15 protein-coding genes are annotated in these 18,013 nt (G+C 75.2%); 6 read left to right on the forward strand and 9 right to left on the reverse strand.

Features of this window, described 5'->3' with window-relative positions:
• The first annotated feature begins 130 nt into the window (after nucleotides 1-130).
• The gene (locus GXW83_RS16065) at nucleotides 131-1,336 is read left to right on the forward strand and encodes a methyltransferase (RefSeq protein ID WP_182443740.1); all 1,206 of its coding nucleotides are present in this window, start codon (nucleotides 131-133) and stop codon (nucleotides 1,334-1,336) included.
• A gap of 45 nt (nucleotides 1,337-1,381) precedes the next feature.
• Here GXW83_RS16065 and GXW83_RS16070 read toward each other — a convergent pair whose 3' ends face one another.
• Together GXW83_RS16070 and GXW83_RS16075 are read right to left on the reverse strand one after the other, a co-directional pair.
• Nucleotides 1,382-1,894, reverse strand: coding sequence for a DUF664 domain-containing protein (locus GXW83_RS16070; RefSeq protein ID WP_182443741.1), 513 nt, complete (start codon nucleotides 1,892-1,894; stop codon nucleotides 1,382-1,384).
• 25 nt (nucleotides 1,895-1,919) lie between these two features.
• A complete protein-coding gene (locus GXW83_RS16075) occupies nucleotides 1,920-2,351 on the reverse strand; it encodes an Asp23/Gls24 family envelope stress response protein (protein ID WP_182443742.1) in 432 nt (143 codons plus the stop codon).
• A 317-nt stretch (nucleotides 2,352-2,668) separates the two neighbouring features.
• Here GXW83_RS16075 and GXW83_RS16080 point away from each other — a divergent pair, with 317 nt between their 5' ends.
• On the forward strand, nucleotides 2,669-4,222 hold the full coding sequence (locus GXW83_RS16080; RefSeq protein WP_182443743.1) for an FAD-dependent monooxygenase: 1,554 nt from the start codon (nucleotides 2,669-2,671) through the stop codon (nucleotides 4,220-4,222).
• Nucleotides 4,223-4,276: 54 nt separating this feature from the next.
• On the opposite strand, the gene GXW83_RS16085 is transcribed toward GXW83_RS16080, so the two are convergent.
• The 5 genes from GXW83_RS16085 to GXW83_RS16105 form a co-directional block, all read right to left on the reverse strand.
• The gene (locus tag GXW83_RS16085) at nucleotides 4,277-5,350 is read right to left on the reverse strand and encodes a serine hydrolase (protein WP_182443744.1); all 1,074 of its coding nucleotides are present in this window, start codon (nucleotides 5,348-5,350) and stop codon (nucleotides 4,277-4,279) included.
• Nucleotides 5,347-6,270, reverse strand: coding sequence for a hypothetical protein (locus GXW83_RS16090; RefSeq protein ID WP_182443745.1), 924 nt, complete (start codon nucleotides 6,268-6,270; stop codon nucleotides 5,347-5,349). Before GXW83_RS16090 ends, GXW83_RS16085 begins: the two co-directional genes overlap by 4 nt.
• The gene (locus tag GXW83_RS16095; RefSeq protein WP_182443746.1) at nucleotides 6,267-7,019 is read right to left on the reverse strand and encodes a hypothetical protein; all 753 of its coding nucleotides are present in this window, start codon (nucleotides 7,017-7,019) and stop codon (nucleotides 6,267-6,269) included. The genes GXW83_RS16090 and GXW83_RS16095 overlap by 4 nt, the downstream gene beginning before the upstream one ends.
• A gap of 50 nt (nucleotides 7,020-7,069) precedes the next feature.
• Complete coding sequence (locus tag GXW83_RS16100) at nucleotides 7,070-7,264, reverse strand: hypothetical protein (RefSeq protein ID WP_182443747.1); 195 nt, start codon at nucleotides 7,262-7,264, stop codon at nucleotides 7,070-7,072.
• A 346-nt stretch (nucleotides 7,265-7,610) separates the two neighbouring features.
• The gene (locus GXW83_RS16105; protein ID WP_182443748.1) at nucleotides 7,611-8,642 is read right to left on the reverse strand and encodes a PRC and DUF2382 domain-containing protein; all 1,032 of its coding nucleotides are present in this window, start codon (nucleotides 8,640-8,642) and stop codon (nucleotides 7,611-7,613) included.
• Nucleotides 8,643-8,913: 271 nt separating this feature from the next.
• Here GXW83_RS16105 and GXW83_RS16110 point away from each other — a divergent pair, with 271 nt between their 5' ends.
• On the forward strand, nucleotides 8,914-9,741 hold the full coding sequence (locus tag GXW83_RS16110; RefSeq protein WP_182443749.1) for a VOC family protein: 828 nt from the start codon (nucleotides 8,914-8,916) through the stop codon (nucleotides 9,739-9,741).
• A 46-nt stretch (nucleotides 9,742-9,787) separates the two neighbouring features.
• Here GXW83_RS16110 and paaK read toward each other — a convergent pair whose 3' ends face one another.
• Together paaK and paaI are read right to left on the reverse strand one after the other, a co-directional pair.
• Nucleotides 9,788-11,140, reverse strand: a complete 1,353-nt coding sequence (gene paaK, locus GXW83_RS16115) for a phenylacetate--CoA ligase PaaK (protein WP_182443750.1) — start codon at nucleotides 11,138-11,140, stop codon at nucleotides 9,788-9,790.
• A complete protein-coding gene (paaI, locus tag GXW83_RS16120; protein WP_225447491.1) occupies nucleotides 11,106-11,573 on the reverse strand; it encodes a hydroxyphenylacetyl-CoA thioesterase PaaI in 468 nt (155 codons plus the stop codon). Before paaI ends, paaK begins: the two co-directional genes overlap by 35 nt.
• 267 nt (nucleotides 11,574-11,840) lie before the next feature.
• On the opposite strand from paaI, the gene hrpB reads away from it, so the two are divergent.
• The 3 genes from hrpB to GXW83_RS16135 all read left to right on the forward strand — a co-directional run bounded on the left by hrpB (nucleotide 11,841) and on the right by GXW83_RS16135 (nucleotide 17,955).
• Nucleotides 11,841-14,417, forward strand: coding sequence for an ATP-dependent helicase HrpB (gene hrpB / locus GXW83_RS16125; RefSeq protein ID WP_225447027.1), 2,577 nt, complete (start codon nucleotides 11,841-11,843; stop codon nucleotides 14,415-14,417).
• An 83-nt stretch (nucleotides 14,418-14,500) separates the two neighbouring features.
• Nucleotides 14,501-15,703, forward strand: a complete 1,203-nt coding sequence (locus GXW83_RS16130; RefSeq protein WP_182443753.1) for an acetyl-CoA C-acetyltransferase — start codon at nucleotides 14,501-14,503, stop codon at nucleotides 15,701-15,703.
• Nucleotides 15,704-15,717: 14 nt separating this feature from the next.
• Entirely contained in the window at nucleotides 15,718-17,955 is a 2,238-nt protein-coding gene (locus GXW83_RS16135) for a 3-hydroxyacyl-CoA dehydrogenase NAD-binding domain-containing protein (protein ID WP_182443754.1), read from the forward strand.
• Nucleotides 17,956-18,013: the final 58 nt, after the last annotated feature.

Raw genomic sequence — 18,013 nt, forward strand, 5'->3', positions numbered from 1 at the left:
GCGGGAGAATGTCAGGTACACGGCGAGTCAAACCCGACGGATCGTCACCGCGCCAGTGTGGCAGCACCCTTGGGCCGCAGACCCGGCGAATCCAGGACAGGTCGCCCGTTCGGGGTAGGTTGTCAGCACCATGAACCGTTTCACGACCGCACAGGGCGGCCTCGACCTCGTCCGATTCCCGGAGAACCCGCGCGAGACCCTGCGCGCCTGGGACGCCGCTGACGAGTACCTGCTGCGGCACCTGGACGGGGCCCCCGGGCCGGACGGGTCGGCCACCGAGCCGGTGGACCTCTCCGGGAGCGTGCTGGTGCTCGGCGACCGCTGGGGCGCGCTGGCCACGGCGCTGGCCGCGCGGACGCCGCAGCGGCCCCCGGTGCAGGTCTGCGACTCCTACCTGGCCCAGCAGGCGACGCTGCTGAACCTGCGGCGCAACGGCCTGGACGCCGACGCCGTCCGGCAGCTGTCCACCCAGGACGCGCCGCCGGAGCGGGTGGACGTGCTGCTGGTCCGGGTGCCCAAGAGCCTCGCGCTGCTGGAGGACCAGCTGCACCGGCTGGCGCCCGCCCTGCACCCCGGCACGGTGGTGCTCGCGGCCGGGATGGTCGCTGAGATCCACACTTCGACACTGAAACTGTTCGAGCAGATCATCGGAACCACCAGGACGTCACTGGCGGTCCGCAAGGCCCGACTGATCCACTGCACGCCCGACCCCGGGCTGGTCCGCCCGGCCGACCCCTGGCCGCACAGCTACGCCCTGCCCGACGGCATCGGCGTGCTGTCCGGCCGTACCGTCGTCAACCACGCGGGGGTCTTCTGCGCCGAGCACCTGGACATCGGCACCCGGTTCTTCCTGCAGCACCTTCCGGCCGCGCCGCGCTCCGGCGGCGGCGGGCCGCTCCGCATCGTGGACCTGGGCTGCGGCAACGGCGTGGTCGGCACGGCGGCGGCGCTGACCGCGCCCGGCGCCGAGCTGACCTTCGTGGACGAGTCCCACCAAGCGGTGGCCTCGGCCCGGGCGACCTACGACGCCAACACCGGTCCTGACCGCACCGGCACCGCCCGCTTCCGGGTCGGCGACGGCATGGCGGGCATCGAGCCGGGCTCGGTGGACCTGGTGCTCAACAATCCGCCGTTCCACAGCTACCAGGCGTCGACGGACGCCACGGCCTGGCGGATGTTCACCGGCGCGCGCCAGGCGCTGCGCCCGGGCGGCGAGCTGTGGGTGGTCGGCAACCGGCACCTGGGCTACCACGTGAAGCTGCGGCGGCTGTTCGGCGGCTGCCAGGTGGTGGCGAGCGACCGCAAGTTCGTGGTGCTCCGGGCCGTCAGGAGCTGACGGCCCGGAGCGCGCCCGTCGGGTGCCCGGGCGCGCCCGAGTCGGTCAGCGCCCCAGCAGGCCCCGGACGAAGGCGGCCTGCCCGGCGTGCTGGAGGTCGTCGGAGACCACGCTGACCAGCCGCGCCGCCAGCGTCACCGGCGGCTGCCAGGACTCGTCCACCACTCGGGCCAGGTCCCCGTCGTCCAGACCGGAGAGATAGGCCGTGGTCCGGTCGTGCACGGCGTCGTGGTAGGCCGCCAGCAGCTCGGCCGACACCCCGCCGAACGCGGCCACCTCGGCGTCGCCGTGGCCGTAGCCGGTCGCCCCGGCGGAGTAGCCCAGCTCGAAGCGCTTCTCGAAGCCGTCGGCGTGCCAGACCTGCTCGGTCCCGGCCGCGTCGGCCAGGTGGTCGTCCTGAACCCGGGTCAGGTGCCAGACCAGCCAGCCGATCGGATTGGAGCCCTCCTGCACCCGCTGCCCCAGCTCGTCGGCGGTCAGGCCGTGCAGCGTCTCCCGGACGACCTCTCGGACGCGCCCGAAGGCGTCGATCAGCAGGTCCGTACTGGCCGTGCTCATCCTGCGGTCCCTTCTCCAGCGACAGCTACTGCACGCGTTCCGGGCGGCTCTCCTCGGCGTCGTCGTCACCGGTGTCCGGCAGGCGGATCTCGTTGACGGCGACGTTGACCTCGACCACCTCCAGGCCGGTGGTCTGCGTGACGGCCCGCGCGACATGGCCGCGGAGCGCCGAGGCGGTGTCCGCGATCCGGACACCGTAGTCCACCACCACGTCCAGGTCGATGGCGGCCTGCCGCTCGCCCACCTCGACCTTGACCCCGCGGGTCGGGTCGCTGGAGCGCGAGACCGCGTCCTTGACCGCGCCGAAGGCGCGCGAGCCGCCGCCGCCGAGATCGGCCACACCGTCCACCTCGCGCGCCGCCAGCCCGGCGGTGGTGGCCACCACCCCGTCGGCGATGGTCGTCTTGCCGCCCACCGCACCGTTGCCGGCCGTGTACTGCTTCCTGTCGTCGGTCATGGCGCACACGCTCCTCAGCGTCGGAACACGCGGCCGCCGCACGGCCCCCAGACAGCCGCCCCCACCCCAGCAGCCAAGCACTGGTGCCGCCCGGCCGCGACCGGGCGGGCCGCAGCGGCGTCCGGGGCAGGGCCGTTCGAGTGACGGGCCCCGACGGCGCCGGATCGCGGACGGGACGCGGAATCACGGCATGCGTGCCCGGCGTTGGGGAAGGGGGACGGTCGAATCCGTGCGCATCCGTGCGTCGAATCGTGCTCGGGCCCGAAGGGACGGTAGTCCGCGTGACAGTTGCCGTGCGCCGTGCAGGGGAAGCCCCGGTGGACCACGCCGGGGAGTGTTCGGTGGTGATCGTCGGCTCCGGCGCCGCCGGTCTCGCGCTCGCCTGTGAACTCGCCGCCTCCGGGGTGGCGTGCACCGTCGTCGAGCGCGCCGCGGCCGGGCCGCCGCCGTCACCGGCCGTGCTGCTGCAGAGCCGGACGCTGGAGGAGCTGGGACTGCGCGGCCACGCCCGCGCGCTGATCGAACAGGCCCGCCCGGTGGCCCGGATGCGGCTCGGCGGCCGGGCCGCGGCGCTGGACCTCCAGGGCTCGGACAGCCGCTTCCCCGGCCTGTACGCGCTGCCGCAGAGCCGGGTCGAGGAGGTGCTGGCGCACCGCGCCGCCGCGCTCGGCGCGGTGATCCGGCGCGGCCTGCGGGTCGAGGCTCTCGCCCAGGGCGCCGACGGCGTCCGGCTGCGGCTGCGCCGGTCCGCCGACAGCGGCGACGCCGGGCAGGCCGGGGGCGCGGTGGAGCTGGCGGCGGCGTACGCGGTGGGCTGCGACACCGAGCGCGGCTCGCTGCGGGAGCTGGCCGGCATCGGCCGCGAGGTCCGCGAACAGCTGGCCGCGCCGGTGCTCGCCGAGGTCAGGCTGCGGCAGCCGCTCTCCGAGGACCTGCTGGTACGGCCCGGGCGCGGCGGCGTCCTGGTCAGCGTCCCGGCCGGGGACGACTGGTACCGGATCACCCTGGCCCTGGACTCCCACCCGTGGAGCGAGCCGCAGCCGACCGCCGAGGAGTTCACCGACGCGCTGCGCGGCCTGCTCGGGCACGACCCCGGCGTGGTCCGGGTCCGCGCCCTGGCCCGGCCGCGCACGCCGCAGAGCCTGGCCACGCACTACCGCGCGGGCCGGGTGCTGCTGCTCGGGGACGCCGCCCACCAGCACGCCACGCTCGGCGGACAGGGCATCAACCTCGGCCTCCAGGACGCCGTCAACCTCGGCTGGAAGCTGGCCGCGGTGGTACGCGGCTGGTGCCCGCCGGAGCTGCTGGACAGCTACGAGGCCGAGCGGCGTCCGATAGCCGCCAAGGCGCTGCGCCGCAGCGAGCGCGCCGCCCGGCACCTGGCCGGAGCGTCCCCCGCCTCGGCGCTGCTGCGCCGCACCGTCCTCGGCGGACTGCCCGGCCCGTCCCCGCTGCGGCACGCGGCCGCCGCCGAGGTCGCCGGGCCGTCCACCCGCTACCCGGCCGGTCCACTGCTGGACCGCGCCTCGCGGCTGCCGCTGCACGCCGGACAGCGGCTGCCCGAACTGCCGGTGCGGATGCGCCAGGGCCCGCCGATGCTCGCACCCGACCTGCTGGACGACGGCCGGTTCCTGCTGCTGGACTTCGGCCACCAGGGCGTGGCCGCCACCGCCGCCGAGCGCGGCTGGGGCGACCGGGTACGGGCGGTGTCGGCGATCGGCCCACTGGAGGGCTACGTCTCCATCAGCACCCTGCTGGTCCGCCCGGACGGCTACCTGGCCTGGGCCGACGACTCCTACGACCCCACGGCCCGGATCGAGCGCGCCAGCCGCGCCCTGACCCGCTGGTGCGGCCCGGCGGCCTCGGCCTGAGCCCCGCTCAGGCACCCGCCCTGCTAGGACTCCCGGCTCAGACGCCCGCCCTGCTCAGGCGCTGTCGGTGAGGGCGCGGAACCGGGAGTACGCGGCCTGGATAAAGCCCCCGTCCAGGGCCGGGGTGGTGTTGGCGAGTGCGGCCAGGCCGGTGCCGGTCTGCGGGCAGAAGCCGACGAAGGCGGTGAAGCCGCGCGTGCCACCGGAGTGGAACAGCAGGTCGCGGCCGTGCCGGGGGCGGTGGTTCCAGACCAGGCAGAGCCCGTCGCCGGTGCGCGGCAGCAGCAGCCGGGGCCGCCGCACATCGGCCAGGGCGGGGGCCAGCGGCCCGGCTCCGCCCGGCGCCAGCAGGGCGTCCAGGTAGCGCAGCAGATCCCGTGCGCTGGAGCGCAGCGCGCCCGCGCCGGGCAGCGCCGGAATGCGCCACGGTGGCCTGGGGCGTCCGTGCCAGTAGCCGACGGCCTGCGCGCGGTCCGGGTCGCAGGTGGTCCGGGTCAACCCCAGCGGGCCGCACACCCGGGCGTCCAGCAGCCGGGGGTAGTCCGTTCCGGCGGCCCGGGCCAGCGCCAGGCCCAGCAGCCCGACGCCCAGGTTGGAGTAGTGCACCCGGCTGCCCGGGCGCGAGTGCACCCGGGTCGAGCCCAGGGTGCGCAGCAGCCGCTCCGTCGAATAGCCCGCGTACGGGTCGGTGGACCAGGCGGGCAGCGCGGTGGCCAGGAACCCGGAGGGCAGCCGGGGCAGGCCCGCGGTGTGGGTGGCCAGGTGCAGCAGGGTGATCGGCGCGCCGCTGCGGTGCACCGGGGCCGCGCCGGGCGGCAGGTGGGCGGCAACCGGGTCGTGGTGGCCGACCTCGCCCCGGGCCACGGCGTCGGCCAGCAGCAGCGCGGTGTACGTCTTGGTGACCGAGCCGATCTCGAAGCGGGTGTCAGCGTCCACCGGTCCGCCGCCGCTGCGGGCGGTCCGGCCGCCGCAGAGCAGCAGCCGTTCGCCGCCGTGCACCGCCGCCAGCGCCACGCCGGTGGCCTGCGGCGCTGCGCCGAGCAGCGGCCGCACCCGGTCGGCCAGGCCGTCGGCGCTGCCGGGGCGGGCCGGACCGGCGCGGCCGGTGTCGGCGGCGAGGGCGCTCACGCGGCCGCCCGGGAGCCGCCCAGCGAGCGCGCCAGCGTGACGGTGCCCGCGACGACGGCGACCACGGCGGTGTGCTCGTTGTCCTTGAACGCCCGGTGCGGGTCGTCCGCGACCGGTTCACCGTCCCGGGGGAGCAGCCCGTCCTGGTGCTGCGCCCGCGCCAGCAGCTCCCAGCTGTGCGGATCGCAGACCGGTTCGTCCAGGCAGGCGTCGACGATGAGCAGTTCGCCCAGCAGGTCCCACTGGGCGACCTCCTGCCAGACGTCGGCCCAGACCGGCAGCCAGTTCCGCAGGTAGCCCACGACCGGCGCGGGCAGGCCGTCGGGGCGGGCGCCCCAGTCGGTGAGGTGGAACACGGCGTGGGTCAGGTTGTAGCCGGTCATCCAGTCGACCATCCACGGCTCCGGGGTCGAGCCGAGCCAGGTGTCGGCGGCCAGCGCCGCCCAGTCGGCCCGGTGGCCGGGGTCGATGACCCGGTGGGCGTTGGCGACCGCCAACCGGCGGTTGGGCATCATCTCCACCGCCCGGACCGAGCGCAGCGAGGCGAGGTGCCCGGCCACCTCGTCCAGCGCGCGGTTGCGGTGGCCGCCCCGGACGAAGTGCGCGTACGTCTCCAGCGGGTCCGTCAGCATCGGATGCCGGACCTGGCGTTCGAACAGGAAGTCCCCGGAGCGGAACTGCCCCCAGGCGAAGTCCAGGAGCTCCTGCGCGGCGCGCAGCTCGGCCGGTCCGGCGACGCCCTCGCGCAGCACCAGCGAGGCCGCCAGGGCGGTCTCGCCCAGCGGTTTGTAGACGTTGTCGGGATCGGTGAACTCGATGGTGGTGTCGTGGGGGAGCGAACCGAACTGCTTGCTGTCGTGCAGCCAGGCCAGCGCCCGCGACCCCACGCTGTGGGCGGTCCGCAGCACGTCCGGGTTCACCTGCCCACCGCCTCGGCCAGTCGCTCGCCGACCCTGACGTCCAGCGCGGTGCGCGCGCCGGGGCCGCCGAACAGCCTGATGTGCCGCAGCAGCGGCGGGAGTTGCAGCGGGGACTCCAGGCCCGACGCCTGTCCGAGCGCCAGCCAGCGGGCGATCCGCGCCGCCGTCCGGTAGTCGCGGCGCAGCATGGCCCGGACCGTGCCCCGGCCCAGCGCGCTCATGCCGCGCCGGGCGGACTCGTGAACCGGGCTGTCCAGCCCGGGAACTGCCAGCGGGGACAGTTTGGCCATCCACAACGACCAGTCCTGCCAACGCGGTTCACCGGTGTCGTCACCGCTCTCGCCTGCGCCGTCGGCGTCGGTCGGGGTCGGCACGGCGACTGGCCGTCCGCAGCGCGCCAGCAGCTCGGACGCCGCCCAGTCGCGCCAGCCGACCACTGCGGCGGACTGCCCGGGAGCGCCGTGCGCGGTCAACTCCTCGGGCGGGAAGGCCCGGAAGGCGTCGGCCATGGCCACGGCCTCCTCCAGTTCGGCGTGCAGCGGCACCCCGGCCAGCAGGTACGGGGTGAAGAGATCGGCGCCGAGGATGCGCACGGCGGCGAGATCCGCGGTCGAGGCCCCCAGGGTGACGGGCGCGGACGGCGCAGCGCCCGCGCCCCCGAGCGCGCTGAGCGCGTCGAGGGCGCGGACCGCCATCCGCTCCACCGCCAGGGAGTACTCCTCCTGGGGCGTCGCATCGGCGAAGGGCATGACTACTCAGCCTTCGGCTTGTGAGGCTGCGGTCTGTGCCACGGCTCCGTTCACCGATCCTTCGGCGGCTTCGGGGACAGCAGCAGCCCGAGCAGCAGGATGCCGACCCCGGCGTCCTCGGGGGTGTACAGCGGGGCGTCGCTGATCGGCGCCTCCTCCTCGGACATCAGCGAGGTCACGGCGGAGAACTCCGCCGGGGCCAGCTGGGTCGTGCCCCTGGTGCGGGCCAATTCGTGAGTAAGCATGGTGCCTCCTCATCCAGAGATTTCGTCGCCGGTTCCGGCGATGCCCCCCACACCCGTCGAGCTTATGACCGGTATCGGTGGTTCGCACCATTTGTTGGTGCACGCCCGATATGGCGACACTCGGTGACGACGCCAACATGGCTTTCTGAGAGACAAGTTGACTGTTCGTCAGCTAAAGGTGAACCCGGCTCGGGATGGCGGGAGTTGCTTGCGGATACGCCAACTCCCTTGCGTGGAGCCGCTGCCGCGGACCCTGGTCGAGGTACTCCGGGTGCTGGACATGCGGCACGGCGGCCGTGACGGTGAGTTCACCCGTACGGCCGCCGTGCGTTACAGCGTGTCGGCGCTACTTCTTCTTCATCCGGCTGTCCTCGCCGATCATGCCGTCGCTCTCCAGGTCGATCCGCTCGGAGCGGACCTCCTCGGTCACGGTGACCTCCTCGGTGACGTCCTCCACGCGCATCCGCACCCGCTCCACCGGGATGTTGTGCTTGGTCACCACCGTGCGCTCGGCATAGAGCGTGACCTCGCTCTCGGCCTCGCTCATGCCCTCCTCGCCCGCCATCCCGCCGGCGTCCTCCGGGCGGATCGCCTCGCGTTCGATCCGGATCTCCTGGTGGGTGAGCGGCACGGTCTGCCGGACCTGCTCCGTGGTGATCTGCTTGCGCAGCCGGGCGTGACCGGACTCCATCCGCTCGGTACCGACGTGCAGCCGCTCCTCGAACCGCAGCATGGCCCGGCCCAGAGCGCCGCGACCGGCGCCCGCGCGGCCCTGCGCGGAGCGCTCCCCGGACCGCTCGGCGGTGCCCGTGCCGCCGCCCATGCCCGTGCCGCCGCCCATGGCCGTGCCGCCGCCCATGGCGGTGCCCGTGCCCATGGCCGCCCCGGAGCCCGATCCGGCCCGGTCCCGTGCGGGGGAGGCGGGGCGCTGCGCCGCTGCCGTGCCCGCGGCCCCCATGCCCGCCGCGCCCATGGCGGTGTCGCCCATGATGGTGTCGTCCCGCATGCGGGTGTCCCCGGCGCCCGGACGTCCGGGGCCGCCGTTCTGCCGGGCCGTGGTCTCGCGCTGCCCGAGCCCGTAGTGCTGGTACAGCGCGCTCTCCTCCTCGACCGACAGGTGCCGCCCGGTCTCCAGTTCGGGAGCGCCGTCCACCAGCGACTTCGGACAGGACAGCTGGACGTCGTCGGCGACCAGGGTGGCCCCCTCCAGCGGGGCGAAGTGCTCCTTGCCGCCGAACAGGCCGCCCTTCACGGTGACCCACTGTGGCAGTCCGGTGGTGTCGTCGAGGTACACCTCCTCGGCCTGACCGATCTTGTGACCCTCGGCGTCAACGACCTTGTGGCCGATCACCCGGTTCGGGTCAATCGCCGTGCCCATGTTTACCTCCTGCGAGGTGAGGGGAAGTGGCGCCCACGCCGGAACCAGACGCAGCGTTCCACGAACGCCACCCCTCGACCGTGCGCCGATCCCACCCCACCCGCAACCCGGAGCGGCTCTCCTCCGTTTCGGCGCCGCCCTGCCCGTAGACGGGCGGACCCGCCTACGGGCACGCAGGGTGATTGTCGTGCAGACTTCAGGGGCGGGCCCCTCGCGGTGCGGCGGGTCCGGGCACGGCGTCAGGAAGCAGGGCCGACCCCCGGAGGCAGCGGTGGACACACGGTCCGGCACCGGCACCCTGAGGGTGCCGTGCCTGCCAGGCGCGCCCAGCTGGGTCAGCCTGCTGGCGCACGATCCGGTCGCCGCGCGCTCCTTCTACGGGCCGCTGCTCGGCTGGTCGTTCGAGCGGGTCCGGGCGGAGCGCACCTACTACGCGGTGGCCAGCGTCCAGGGCGTGCAGGTCGCCGGGATCAGCTCGCTGCCCTCCCGGGGGCACTTCTCGGCGACCTGGACCACCTTCTTCGGCGTGACCGACGTGGACGCCGCCGCCCGCCGGGTGCCCGAGCGGATGGGCACCGTCGGGGTGGGGCCGATGGGCGCGTGGGCCGGGCGCATCGCCATCGCCACCGACCCCGAGGGCGCCATCTTCGGCCTGTGGCAGGGGCCGGTCGGACCGGCCAGGCGACTGCCGCTGCTCGGCGCCCCCAGCTGGATCGAACTGTCCACCGACGCCTTCGCGGCGGCCCTGTTCTACGGCAGCGTCCTGGACTGGGCGGCCTACGAACCGGAACACCTGGACATGGCCTGGGAGCACGAGCGGGTGGTGCTGCGGGTCGAGGGCCGTCGGCTGGCCGCGCTGCGCACGGCCGACCTGTTCGCCTCGGCGGTGCCGGTGCGCCCGCATTGGCACGTCTCGTTCTCCGTGGACGACCTGGAGCACGCCATCATCCACGCCCTGCGGCTGGGCGGCGTCCTGGTCAGCGAGCCGGTGTCGACGCCCTACGGCCGCACGGCGGCGCTGTACGACCCCGAAGGCGCCGCGTTCTCGCTGGTCTCGCCCATCCCTGATGGCTCCGACCGCACAGGGAAAGCGAGTTGACGTCGCGTCAGCTGGGGCGTCGGGCTGCCTTAGGTGCACGCGGGGGTCAGGCGTCCGGGGCGCGGTCGTCGACGACCCGGCGGATCTTGCCGACCGAGCGCTCCAGGGTCTCCGGGGCGACGATCTCCACCCGAACGGTCACGCCCACGCCGTCCTTGACGCCCCGGGCGATGGCCGCCGCTGCCGCCTCGCGCTGCTCCGGGCCGCAGCCGGGGCGGGCCTCGGCGCGCACCGTCATCTCGTCCATCCGCCCGCGCCGGGAGAGCCGCAGCTGGAAGTGCGGGGCCACACCCTCGGTGCCCAGCACCACCTCCTCGATCTGGCTGGGGAAGACGTTCACCCCGCGCAGGATGATCATGTCGTCGCAGCGGCCGGTGACCTTCTCCATCCGGCGGAAGGCCGGGCGCGCGGTGCCGGGCAGCAGCCGGGTCAGATCGCGGGTGCGGTAGCGGACGACCGGCAGGGCCTCCTTGGTCAGCGTGGTGAAGACCAGCTCGCCGCTCTCGCCGTCCGGCTTGGACCGGTCCGTCAGCGGGTCCACGACCTCCGGGTAGAACTGGTCCTCCCAGATGTGCAGCCCGTCCTTGGTCTCCACGCACTCGCCGGCCACCCCGGGGCCCATCACCTCGGACAGGCCGTAGATGTCCACCGCGTGGATGTCCATCCGCTGCTCGATCTCCTGCCGCATCGCCTCGGTCCAGGGCTCGGCGCCGAAGATGCCGATCCGCAGCGAGGTGGCGCGCGGGTCCACGCCCTGGCGTTCGAACTCGTCCAGCAGGGTCAGCATGTAGGAGGGCGTGACCATGATGATCTCGGGCCGGAAGTCCTGGATGATCTGCACCTGGCGGGCGGTCATGCCGCCCGAGGCCGGGATGACGGTGCAGCCGGCGCGCTCGGCCCCGTAGTGCGCGCCCAGGCCGCCGGTGAACAGGCCGTAGCCGTAGGAGATGTGCACCTTGTGCCCGGCCCGGCCGCCGGCCGCGCGGATCGAGCGGGCCACCAGGTCCGCCCAGGCCGACAGGTCGCCGTCGGTGTAGACGACGACCGTGGGGCGGCCGGTGGTGCCGCTGGAGGCATGGATCCGGCGGACCTCGGACATGGGCACCGCGAACATCCCGAAGGGATAGGTGTCGCGCAGGTCGGCCTTGGTGGTGAAGGGGAAGCGGGCCAGATCGCCCAGCGTGCGGCAGTCGTCCGGGCCCACCCCGGCGGCGTCGAACTTCCGCCGGTACAGCTCGACGTTGTCGTAGGCGTGCCGCAGTGTCTGCCGCAGCCGGGTCAGCTGGAGCTGCCGCAGCTCCTCGGCGCCCAGCCGCTCCCCGGCGTCCAGCAGCCCCTCGGGGAGCGGCTCGCCCAGCCTGGGCTCAGTGGCCGGCGGGGACGTCGGGTTGCTGCTCATGGCCTCTCCTCGGGTCCTGGTCCTGGGTGCTGCTGTCCGCTGTACCGGCCGTACCGGTGCCGACCGGGCCGCGGAGCGTGCGGCTGCGGCCGCGGAACTCGGCGATCACCTGCTCGCCGCGCCGGATGCTCACGTCGTAGATGCCGCTGCGGCCGTAGCTGGTGCGCTCCCGGGCGGTGGCGACCAGCACGTCGCCCTCGTGCGCGGGGGCGACGAAGTCGATGTCGGCCGCGGCGGCGACCGTCACCGGGCCGTGGCTGTTGCAGGCGCAGGCGAAGGCGCTGTCGGCGAACAGGAAGAGGTAGCCGCCGTGGGCGGTCCCGTGGCCGTTCAGCATCTGCGCGGTCACCGTCATCCGCAGCACCGCGCGGCCCGCCTCGGCCTCCAGCAGCTCCATGCCCAGGTCGCGGGAGGCCCGGTCGGCCGCGAACATCGTCTGCGCCGGGCCGGGCTGCGCCGCACCCGTCTGCGCCGCGCCCGTCCGCACCGGAGTGGCCCGTGTCACGCTTCCACCGCCTCGATTGCCCCGACCGAACATTCGGTCAGCCGGTTGGTGGGGTCAAGTAATCCAGCATCCCCCCAGCCTGTCAAGATGCGGGCGCAGGTCGCGGCGGGTCGCCGCCGAAATCGCCGGGCGGCGCGGGGGAGCGGCCGACGGCCCGGACGCCCGCGCCGGGGCCGCGTCCGCGAGACTGGGCGGGTGAACCCCGCCTGGCTCGACCTCCCCGTCCGCGACGCCGTCCCGCCGCTTCAGCGCGCCCTCGCCGAGCGCGGCGCGGCCGTGCTCGCCGCCCCGCCGGGCACCGGCAAGACCACGCTGGTCCCGCTCGCGCTGGCCGGGCTGGTCCCGGAGCTTCCCGGGCCGCCCCGGCGGGTGCTGGTGGCCGAGCCGCGGCGGCTCGCGGTCCGCGCCGCCGCCCGGCGGATGGCCTGGCTGCTGGACGAGACGCCCGGCGGGGACGGACGCGTCGGCCACACCATCCGCGGCGAACGCCGGGTCGGCCCGCGCACCGTGGTCGAGGTGGTCACCACCGGCGTCCTGCTGCAACGGCTGCAACGCGACCAGGAGCTGCCCGGCGTCGACGCCGTCGTCCTGGACGAGTGCCACGAACGGCACCTGGACGCCGACACCGCGCTGGCCTTCCTGCTGGACGTCCGCGCCACGCTCCGCCCGGAGCTGGGCGTCGTCTGCGCCTCCGCCACCTCGGACACCGCCGCCTGGGCCCGGCTGCTCGGCGGCGAGCAGGGGCCCGCCCCGGTGGTCGAGGCGCACGGCACCGCCCACCCGGTGCAGACCGTCTGGGCGCCGCCCCCGCGCACCGTGCGCCCGGCCCTGGGCACCCGCACCGATCCGGCGCTGCTGGACCATGTCGCGGCCACCGTCCGCCGGGCGCTCGCCGAACGCGACGGCGACCTGCTCTGCTTCCTGCCCGGCGCGGGGGAGATCGCCCGGGTCGCCGGGCTGCTCGCCGGGGCCGCCGAGGTGCTGCAACTGCACGGCCGGGCCCCGCAGGCGGTCCAGGACGCGGCGCTGGCCGGCGGGGACGGGCGGCGCAGGGTGGTGCTGGCCACCTCGGTCGCCGAGTCCTCGCTGACCGTGCCCGGCGTGCGCACCGTCGTCGACTGCGGGCTGGCCCGGGAGCCGCGCACCGACCATGCGCGCGGGCTGTCCAGCCTGGTCACCGTGCGGGCCTCGCTGGCCACCGGACGCCAGCGGGCCGGCCGCGCCGGGCGCGAGGCCCCGGGGACCGTCTACCGCTGCTGGGACCAGGCCGAGGACGCCCGCGCGCAGCCCATGCCCACCCCGGAGATCGCCCTGGCCGACCTCACCGCCTTCGCCCTGCAGACCGCCTGCTGGGGCGACCCGGACGCACACGGCCTGGCCCTGCCGGACCGTCCGCCCGCCGGGGCCATGGCCGCCGCCCGGGCGACGCTGGCCCAGCTGGGCGCGGTCGACGCCCGGGGCCGGGCCACGGCGCGCGGACGCCGGCTGGCCCGGACCGCCCTGCACCCCCGGCTGGCCCGGGCGCTGCTGGACGGCGCGCCGCTGGTCGGCGCCGGGCGCGCGGCGGAGCTGGTCGCGCTGCTCTCCGAGGAGCCGCCGCGCGCCCTCGGCGACGACCTGCTGGCCGTGTGGCGGGGCGTGCGCGGCGGGCGCGACCCGTACGCCGGGCGCTGGCGCGAGGAGGTGCGCCGGCTGCGGCAACAGCTGACCGGGGACCGGGCCGCCGAGACGGGCGACGGCAGCGGCGCCGGGCCCGCCGACCGCTCCGCCGCGGGGCTGCTGGTCGCCTTGGCCTTCCCCGAGCGGATCGCCCGGGCCCGCGCGTCCGCGCCCGGGGCCGAGGCGGGCGGCTCGTTCGTGATGGCGTCCGGCACCGCAGCAGCCACCGGAGCGGGCTCGGCGCTGGCCGGGGCGCCCTGGCTGGCGGTGGCCGTCGCCGACCGCCCGGCCGGTTCGCCGTCCGCGAGGATCCGGCTGGCCGCCGCGCTGGACGAGGACGACGCCCGCCGGGCCGGGGCCTCGGCGATCAGCAGCCGGGACGAGGTCCGCTGGGCGGTGCCGGTCGGCGGACGCCGCGGGGACGTGGCCGCCCGCCGGGTGGAGGCGCTGGGCGCGATCGAGCTGTCCGCCCGCACGCTCACCGGTCCCGACCCCGCGCTGGTGCGGGAGGCACTGGCCGAGGGCCTCGCCCGGGAGGGCGTCGGCTCGCTGCTGACCTGGTCCGCCCGGGCCGCCGGACTGCGCCGGAGGCTGGCCTTCCTGCACCACTGGATCGGCGACCCCTGGCCGGACGTGTCCGATGACGCGCTGCTGGCCCGGGCCGGGGAGTGGCTGGAGCCGGAGCTGTCCCGGGCCCGCCGCCGGGCCGACCTGGAGCGCCTGGACACGGCCGCGGCGCTGTCCCGGCTGCTGCCCTGGGCGAGCGGAGCCGCCGGTCGGCTGGACGAACTGGCCCCGGAGCGGATCACCGTCCCCTCCGGCTCCCGGATCCAGGTGGACTACTCGGGCGAACGGCCGGTGCTGGCGGTCAAGCTGCAGGAGCTGTTCGGCTGGCAGGCCGCCCCGGCGCTGGCCGGCGGCCGGGCCCCGCTGACGGTGCACCTGTTGTCGCCGGCCGGCCGCCCGGCCGCCGTCACCGGCGACCTGGCGTCCTTCTGGCGCGAGGGCTACCGCGCGGTCCGCGCCGACCTGCGCGGACGCTACCCGCGCCACCCCTGGCCGGAGGACCCGGCCGCGGCCGAGCCCACGCGCCGGCTCAACCCGCGCTCCTGAGCCGGGGGCGGGGGACCGGCTGTCAACGATGCTGAGCGGAACGGTCATGGGGGCCGCCCCCGCCGCCGGGCTAGCGTCCGGGCATGACCGAAGCACTGATCTTTGACGCCGTGCGGACGCCGCGCGGCAAGGGCAAACGCGGCGCCCTGCACTGCGTCAAGCCCGTGGACCTGGCCGCGGGCGTGCTCCGCGCCCTGGCCCGACGCAACCGGCTGGACACCGCCGAGGTGGACGACGTGGTCCTGGGCGTGGTCTCGGCGGTGGGGGAGCAGGGCGCGGACATCGCCCGCACCGCCGCGCTGGTCGCCGACTGGGACGTCCGGGCGGCCGGGTTGCAGCTCAGCCGGTTCTGCGCCTCGGGCCTGGAGGCGGTCAACCTGGCCGCCGCCAAGGTCGCCTCCGGCTTCGAGGACCTGGTGGTCGCGGGCGGCGTGGAGTCCATGTCGCGGGTGCCGATGGGCTCCGACGGCGGCGCCTGGATCGCCGACCCGGCCACCAACCTGAAGACCGGCTTCGTGCCGCAGGGCGTCAGCGCCGACCTGATCGCCACCCTCCAGGACTTCAGCCGCCAGGAGCTCGACGCGGTCGCCCTGCGCTCGCACCAACGCGCCGCGCAGGCCCGCGAACAGGGCCGCTTCAGCCGCTCGCTGGTGCCGGTCCGGGACCGCAACGGCGCGGTGCTGCTGGCCGAGGACGAGGCGGTCCGGCCCGGCACCACCGCGGCCGGGCTCGCCGCGCTGGCCCCCGCCTTCGCCTTCCCCGGCGACCTCGGCTTCGACGCCGTCGCCGTCGACCGCTACCCGCAGGTCGAACGCGTCCACCACCGGCACACCGCCGGGAACTCCTCGCAGATCGTGGACGGCGCGGCGGCCATGCTCATCGGCAACCGGCGCACCGGCGAGCGGCTCGGGCTCACCCCCCGCGCCCGGATCACCGCCGCCGCCGTGGTCGGCACCGAAGCCACGATCATGCTCACCGGCCCGGCCCCGGCCGCCCGCAAGGCCCTGGGCCGGGCCGGGCTGGACGTCGCGGACATCGACCTGTTCGAGGTCAACGAGGCGTTCGCGGCGGTCGTGCTGGAGTTCCAGCGGGAGCTCGGCGTCCCCTCCGAGCGGATCAACGTCAACGGCGGGGCCATCGCGCTGGGCCACCCGCTCGGAGCCACCGGCTGCATGATCCTCGGCACGCTGCTGGACGAGCTGGAACGCCGGGACCTGCGGCGCGGTCTGGCCACCCTGTGCGTCGGCGGCGGCATGGGCATCGCCACCATCATCGAGCTTCTGTGAAGGGGCACTTGGGCATGAGCGAGAGCAGCAGCGCGGAGCACGTCCGCTACCGGCAGGACCCGGACGGCGTGGTCACGCTCACCCTGGACCTGCCCGGCTCGGCCAACGTCATGAACGCGCAGTACCGGGACGCCATGGGCGCGGCCGTGGCCCGGCTGGCCGCCGAGCGCGAGCGGATCACCGGCGTCGTGATCACCTCCGCCAAGAAGACGTTCTTCGCCGGCGGCGACCTGACCGCGCTGATCCAGGTCACCGAGGAGAACGCGGCCGAGTTCGCCGCCGGGCTGACCGAGATCAAGGCGCAGCTGCGCACCCTGGAGACGCTCGGCCGGCCCGTGGTCGCGGCCGTCAACGGCAGCGCGCTGGGCGGCGGACTGGAACTCGCCCTCGCCTGCCACCACCGCGTCTGCCTGGACGACGAGGGCATCCGGATCGGCCTGCCGGAGGCCACGCTGGGGCTGCTCCCCGGTGGCGGCGGCATCACCCGCTCGGTGCGGATGATGGGCGTGCAGGCCGCGCTGCCGCTGCTGACCGAGGGCAGGCAGCTGCGCCCGGCGAAGGCGCTCGCGGTCGGTTGGATCGACGAACTCGCCTCCGACCGCGACGAGTTGATGGCAAAGGCGCGAGCCTGGCTGCTGGCCCACCCGGACGCCGCGCAGCCGTGGGACGCCCCCGGCCACCGGGTGCCCGACCTGCGTCCGCTGGACCCGGAGAGCTACCCGCTGCTCGCCGCCGCCCCGGCCGTGCTGCACCGCAAGACCCACGGCTGCTACCCGGCGGTGGAACGCATCCTCGCCGCGGCCGTGGAGGGCGCGCTGCTGGACCTCGACACCGCGTTGCAGGTCGAGACCCAGTACCTGACCGAGCTGGTCACCGGGCAGGTCGCCAAGAACATGATCTCCACCTTCTGGTTCCAGCTGAACGAGGTCAACGCGGGCGGTTCGCGCCCCGCCGGGCACCCGGCGTCCAGCGTCCGCCGGGTCGGGGTGCTCGGCGCGGGCATGATGGGCGCGGGCATCGCCCACGTCAGCGCCCTCGCCGGAATCGAGGTGGTGCTGAAGGACGCCACCGTCGAAGCCGCCGTCCGGGGCCGCGACTCCATCACCGCGCTGCTGGACAAGGACGTCGCCCGAGGGAAATTGACGGAGGATCAAAAACAGTCCCTGCTGGACCTGATCACCGTCACCGGGGACGACGCCGATCTGGGCGGCTGCGATCTGGTGATCGAAGCCGTCTTCGAGGACCGCGAGTTGAAGAACACCGTGCTCGCCGCCGCCGAGGCCGCCGCCCTGCCCGGTGCGGTGATCGCTTCCAACACCTCCACCCTGCCGATCACCGGTCTGGCGCAGGCCGTGGCCGAGCCGGAGCGCTTCGTCGGGCTGCACTTCTTCTCGCCGGTGCGGCGGATGCCGCTGGTGGAGATCATCCGTGGTGAGAAGACCTCCCCGGAGACCCTGGCCCGGGCCTTCGACTTCGTGCGCCAGATCAGAAAGACGCCGATCGTCGTCAACGACAGCAGGGGCTTCTACACCTCCCGCACCTTCGGCACCTACCTGACCGAGGGCATCGCCATGGTCGGCGAGGGCGTCCCGGCGGCGCTGGTGGAGAACGTCGCCCGCAAGGCCGGGATGGCCGTCGGGCCGCTGGCGGTGTGCGACGAGGTCAGCCTGACCCTGCCGCTGCGCATCCGCGACCAGGCCCTGGCCGACCTCGCCGAGGCCGGAGCCGAAGTCGAGGCCGAGGCCGAAACCGGGACCGGGGGCGGCGCCGACGCGGCCCGTGACGGCCTGGCCCAGCTGCGGCAGCACCCGGCGTACGAGGTGCTGCAGGCCATGACGGCGGAGTACGGCCGGGCCGGGCGCGCGGCCGGGGCGGGCTTCTACGACTACCCGGCCGGGGACGCCGACGGCGGCCGCAAGTCGCTCTGGCCCGGCCTGGCCGAGCGCTGGGCCGCGCCCGGCCGCCCGCTCCCCCCGGAGCAGGACGTCCGCGACCGGCTGCTGTACATCCAGGCGCTGGAGACGGTCCGGATCCTGGAGGAGTCGGTGCTCACCTCGGTGGCGGACGCCAACATCGGCTCGGTCCTGGGCATCGGCTTCGCGCCCTGGAGCGGCGGCACCCTGCAGTTCGTCAACTCCGTCGGTCCGGCGGCCTTCACCGCCCGCGCCGACCAACTGGCCGACGCCTACGGCGAGCGGTTCCGCCCGTCGGCGCTGCTGCGCGAGAAGGCGGCCCGCGACGAGCGCTTCTGAGCGGGCGGGACGTCCGAAACGGCGGGACGGGCGGGACCGGCACAGCGCCGGCCCCGCC

The organism is Streptacidiphilus sp. PB12-B1b (assembly GCF_014084125.1).
In the GTDB taxonomy this organism is placed as follows: Bacteria; Actinomycetota; Actinomycetes; order Streptomycetales; family Streptomycetaceae; genus Streptacidiphilus.

Coding starts and splice junctions, on each gene's coding strand:
- GXW83_RS16065 (WP_182443740.1), top strand. CDS start 131: ATGAACCGTTTCACGACCGCACAGGGCGGCCTCGACCTCGTCCGATTC.
- GXW83_RS16070 (WP_182443741.1), bottom strand. CDS start 1,894: ATGAGCACGGCCAGTACGGACCTGCTGATCGACGCCTTCGGGCGCGTC.
- GXW83_RS16075 (WP_182443742.1), bottom strand. CDS start 2,351: ATGACCGACGACAGGAAGCAGTACACGGCCGGCAACGGTGCGGTGGGC.
- GXW83_RS16095 (WP_182443746.1), bottom strand. CDS start 7,019: ATGCCCTTCGCCGATGCGACGCCCCAGGAGGAGTACTCCCTGGCGGTG.
- GXW83_RS16100 (WP_182443747.1), bottom strand. CDS start 7,264: ATGCTTACTCACGAATTGGCCCGCACCAGGGGCACGACCCAGCTGGCC.
- GXW83_RS16105 (WP_182443748.1), bottom strand. CDS start 8,642: ATGGGCACGGCGATTGACCCGAACCGGGTGATCGGCCACAAGGTCGTT.
- paaK (WP_182443750.1), bottom strand. CDS start 11,140: ATGAGCAGCAACCCGACGTCCCCGCCGGCCACTGAGCCCAGGCTGGGC.
- paaI (WP_225447491.1), bottom strand. CDS start 11,573: ATGTTCGCGGCCGACCGGGCCTCCCGCGACCTGGGCATGGAGCTGCTG.
- GXW83_RS16130 (WP_182443753.1), top strand. CDS start 14,501: ATGACCGAAGCACTGATCTTTGACGCCGTGCGGACGCCGCGCGGCAAG.
- GXW83_RS16135 (WP_182443754.1), top strand. CDS start 15,718: ATGAGCGAGAGCAGCAGCGCGGAGCACGTCCGCTACCGGCAGGACCCG.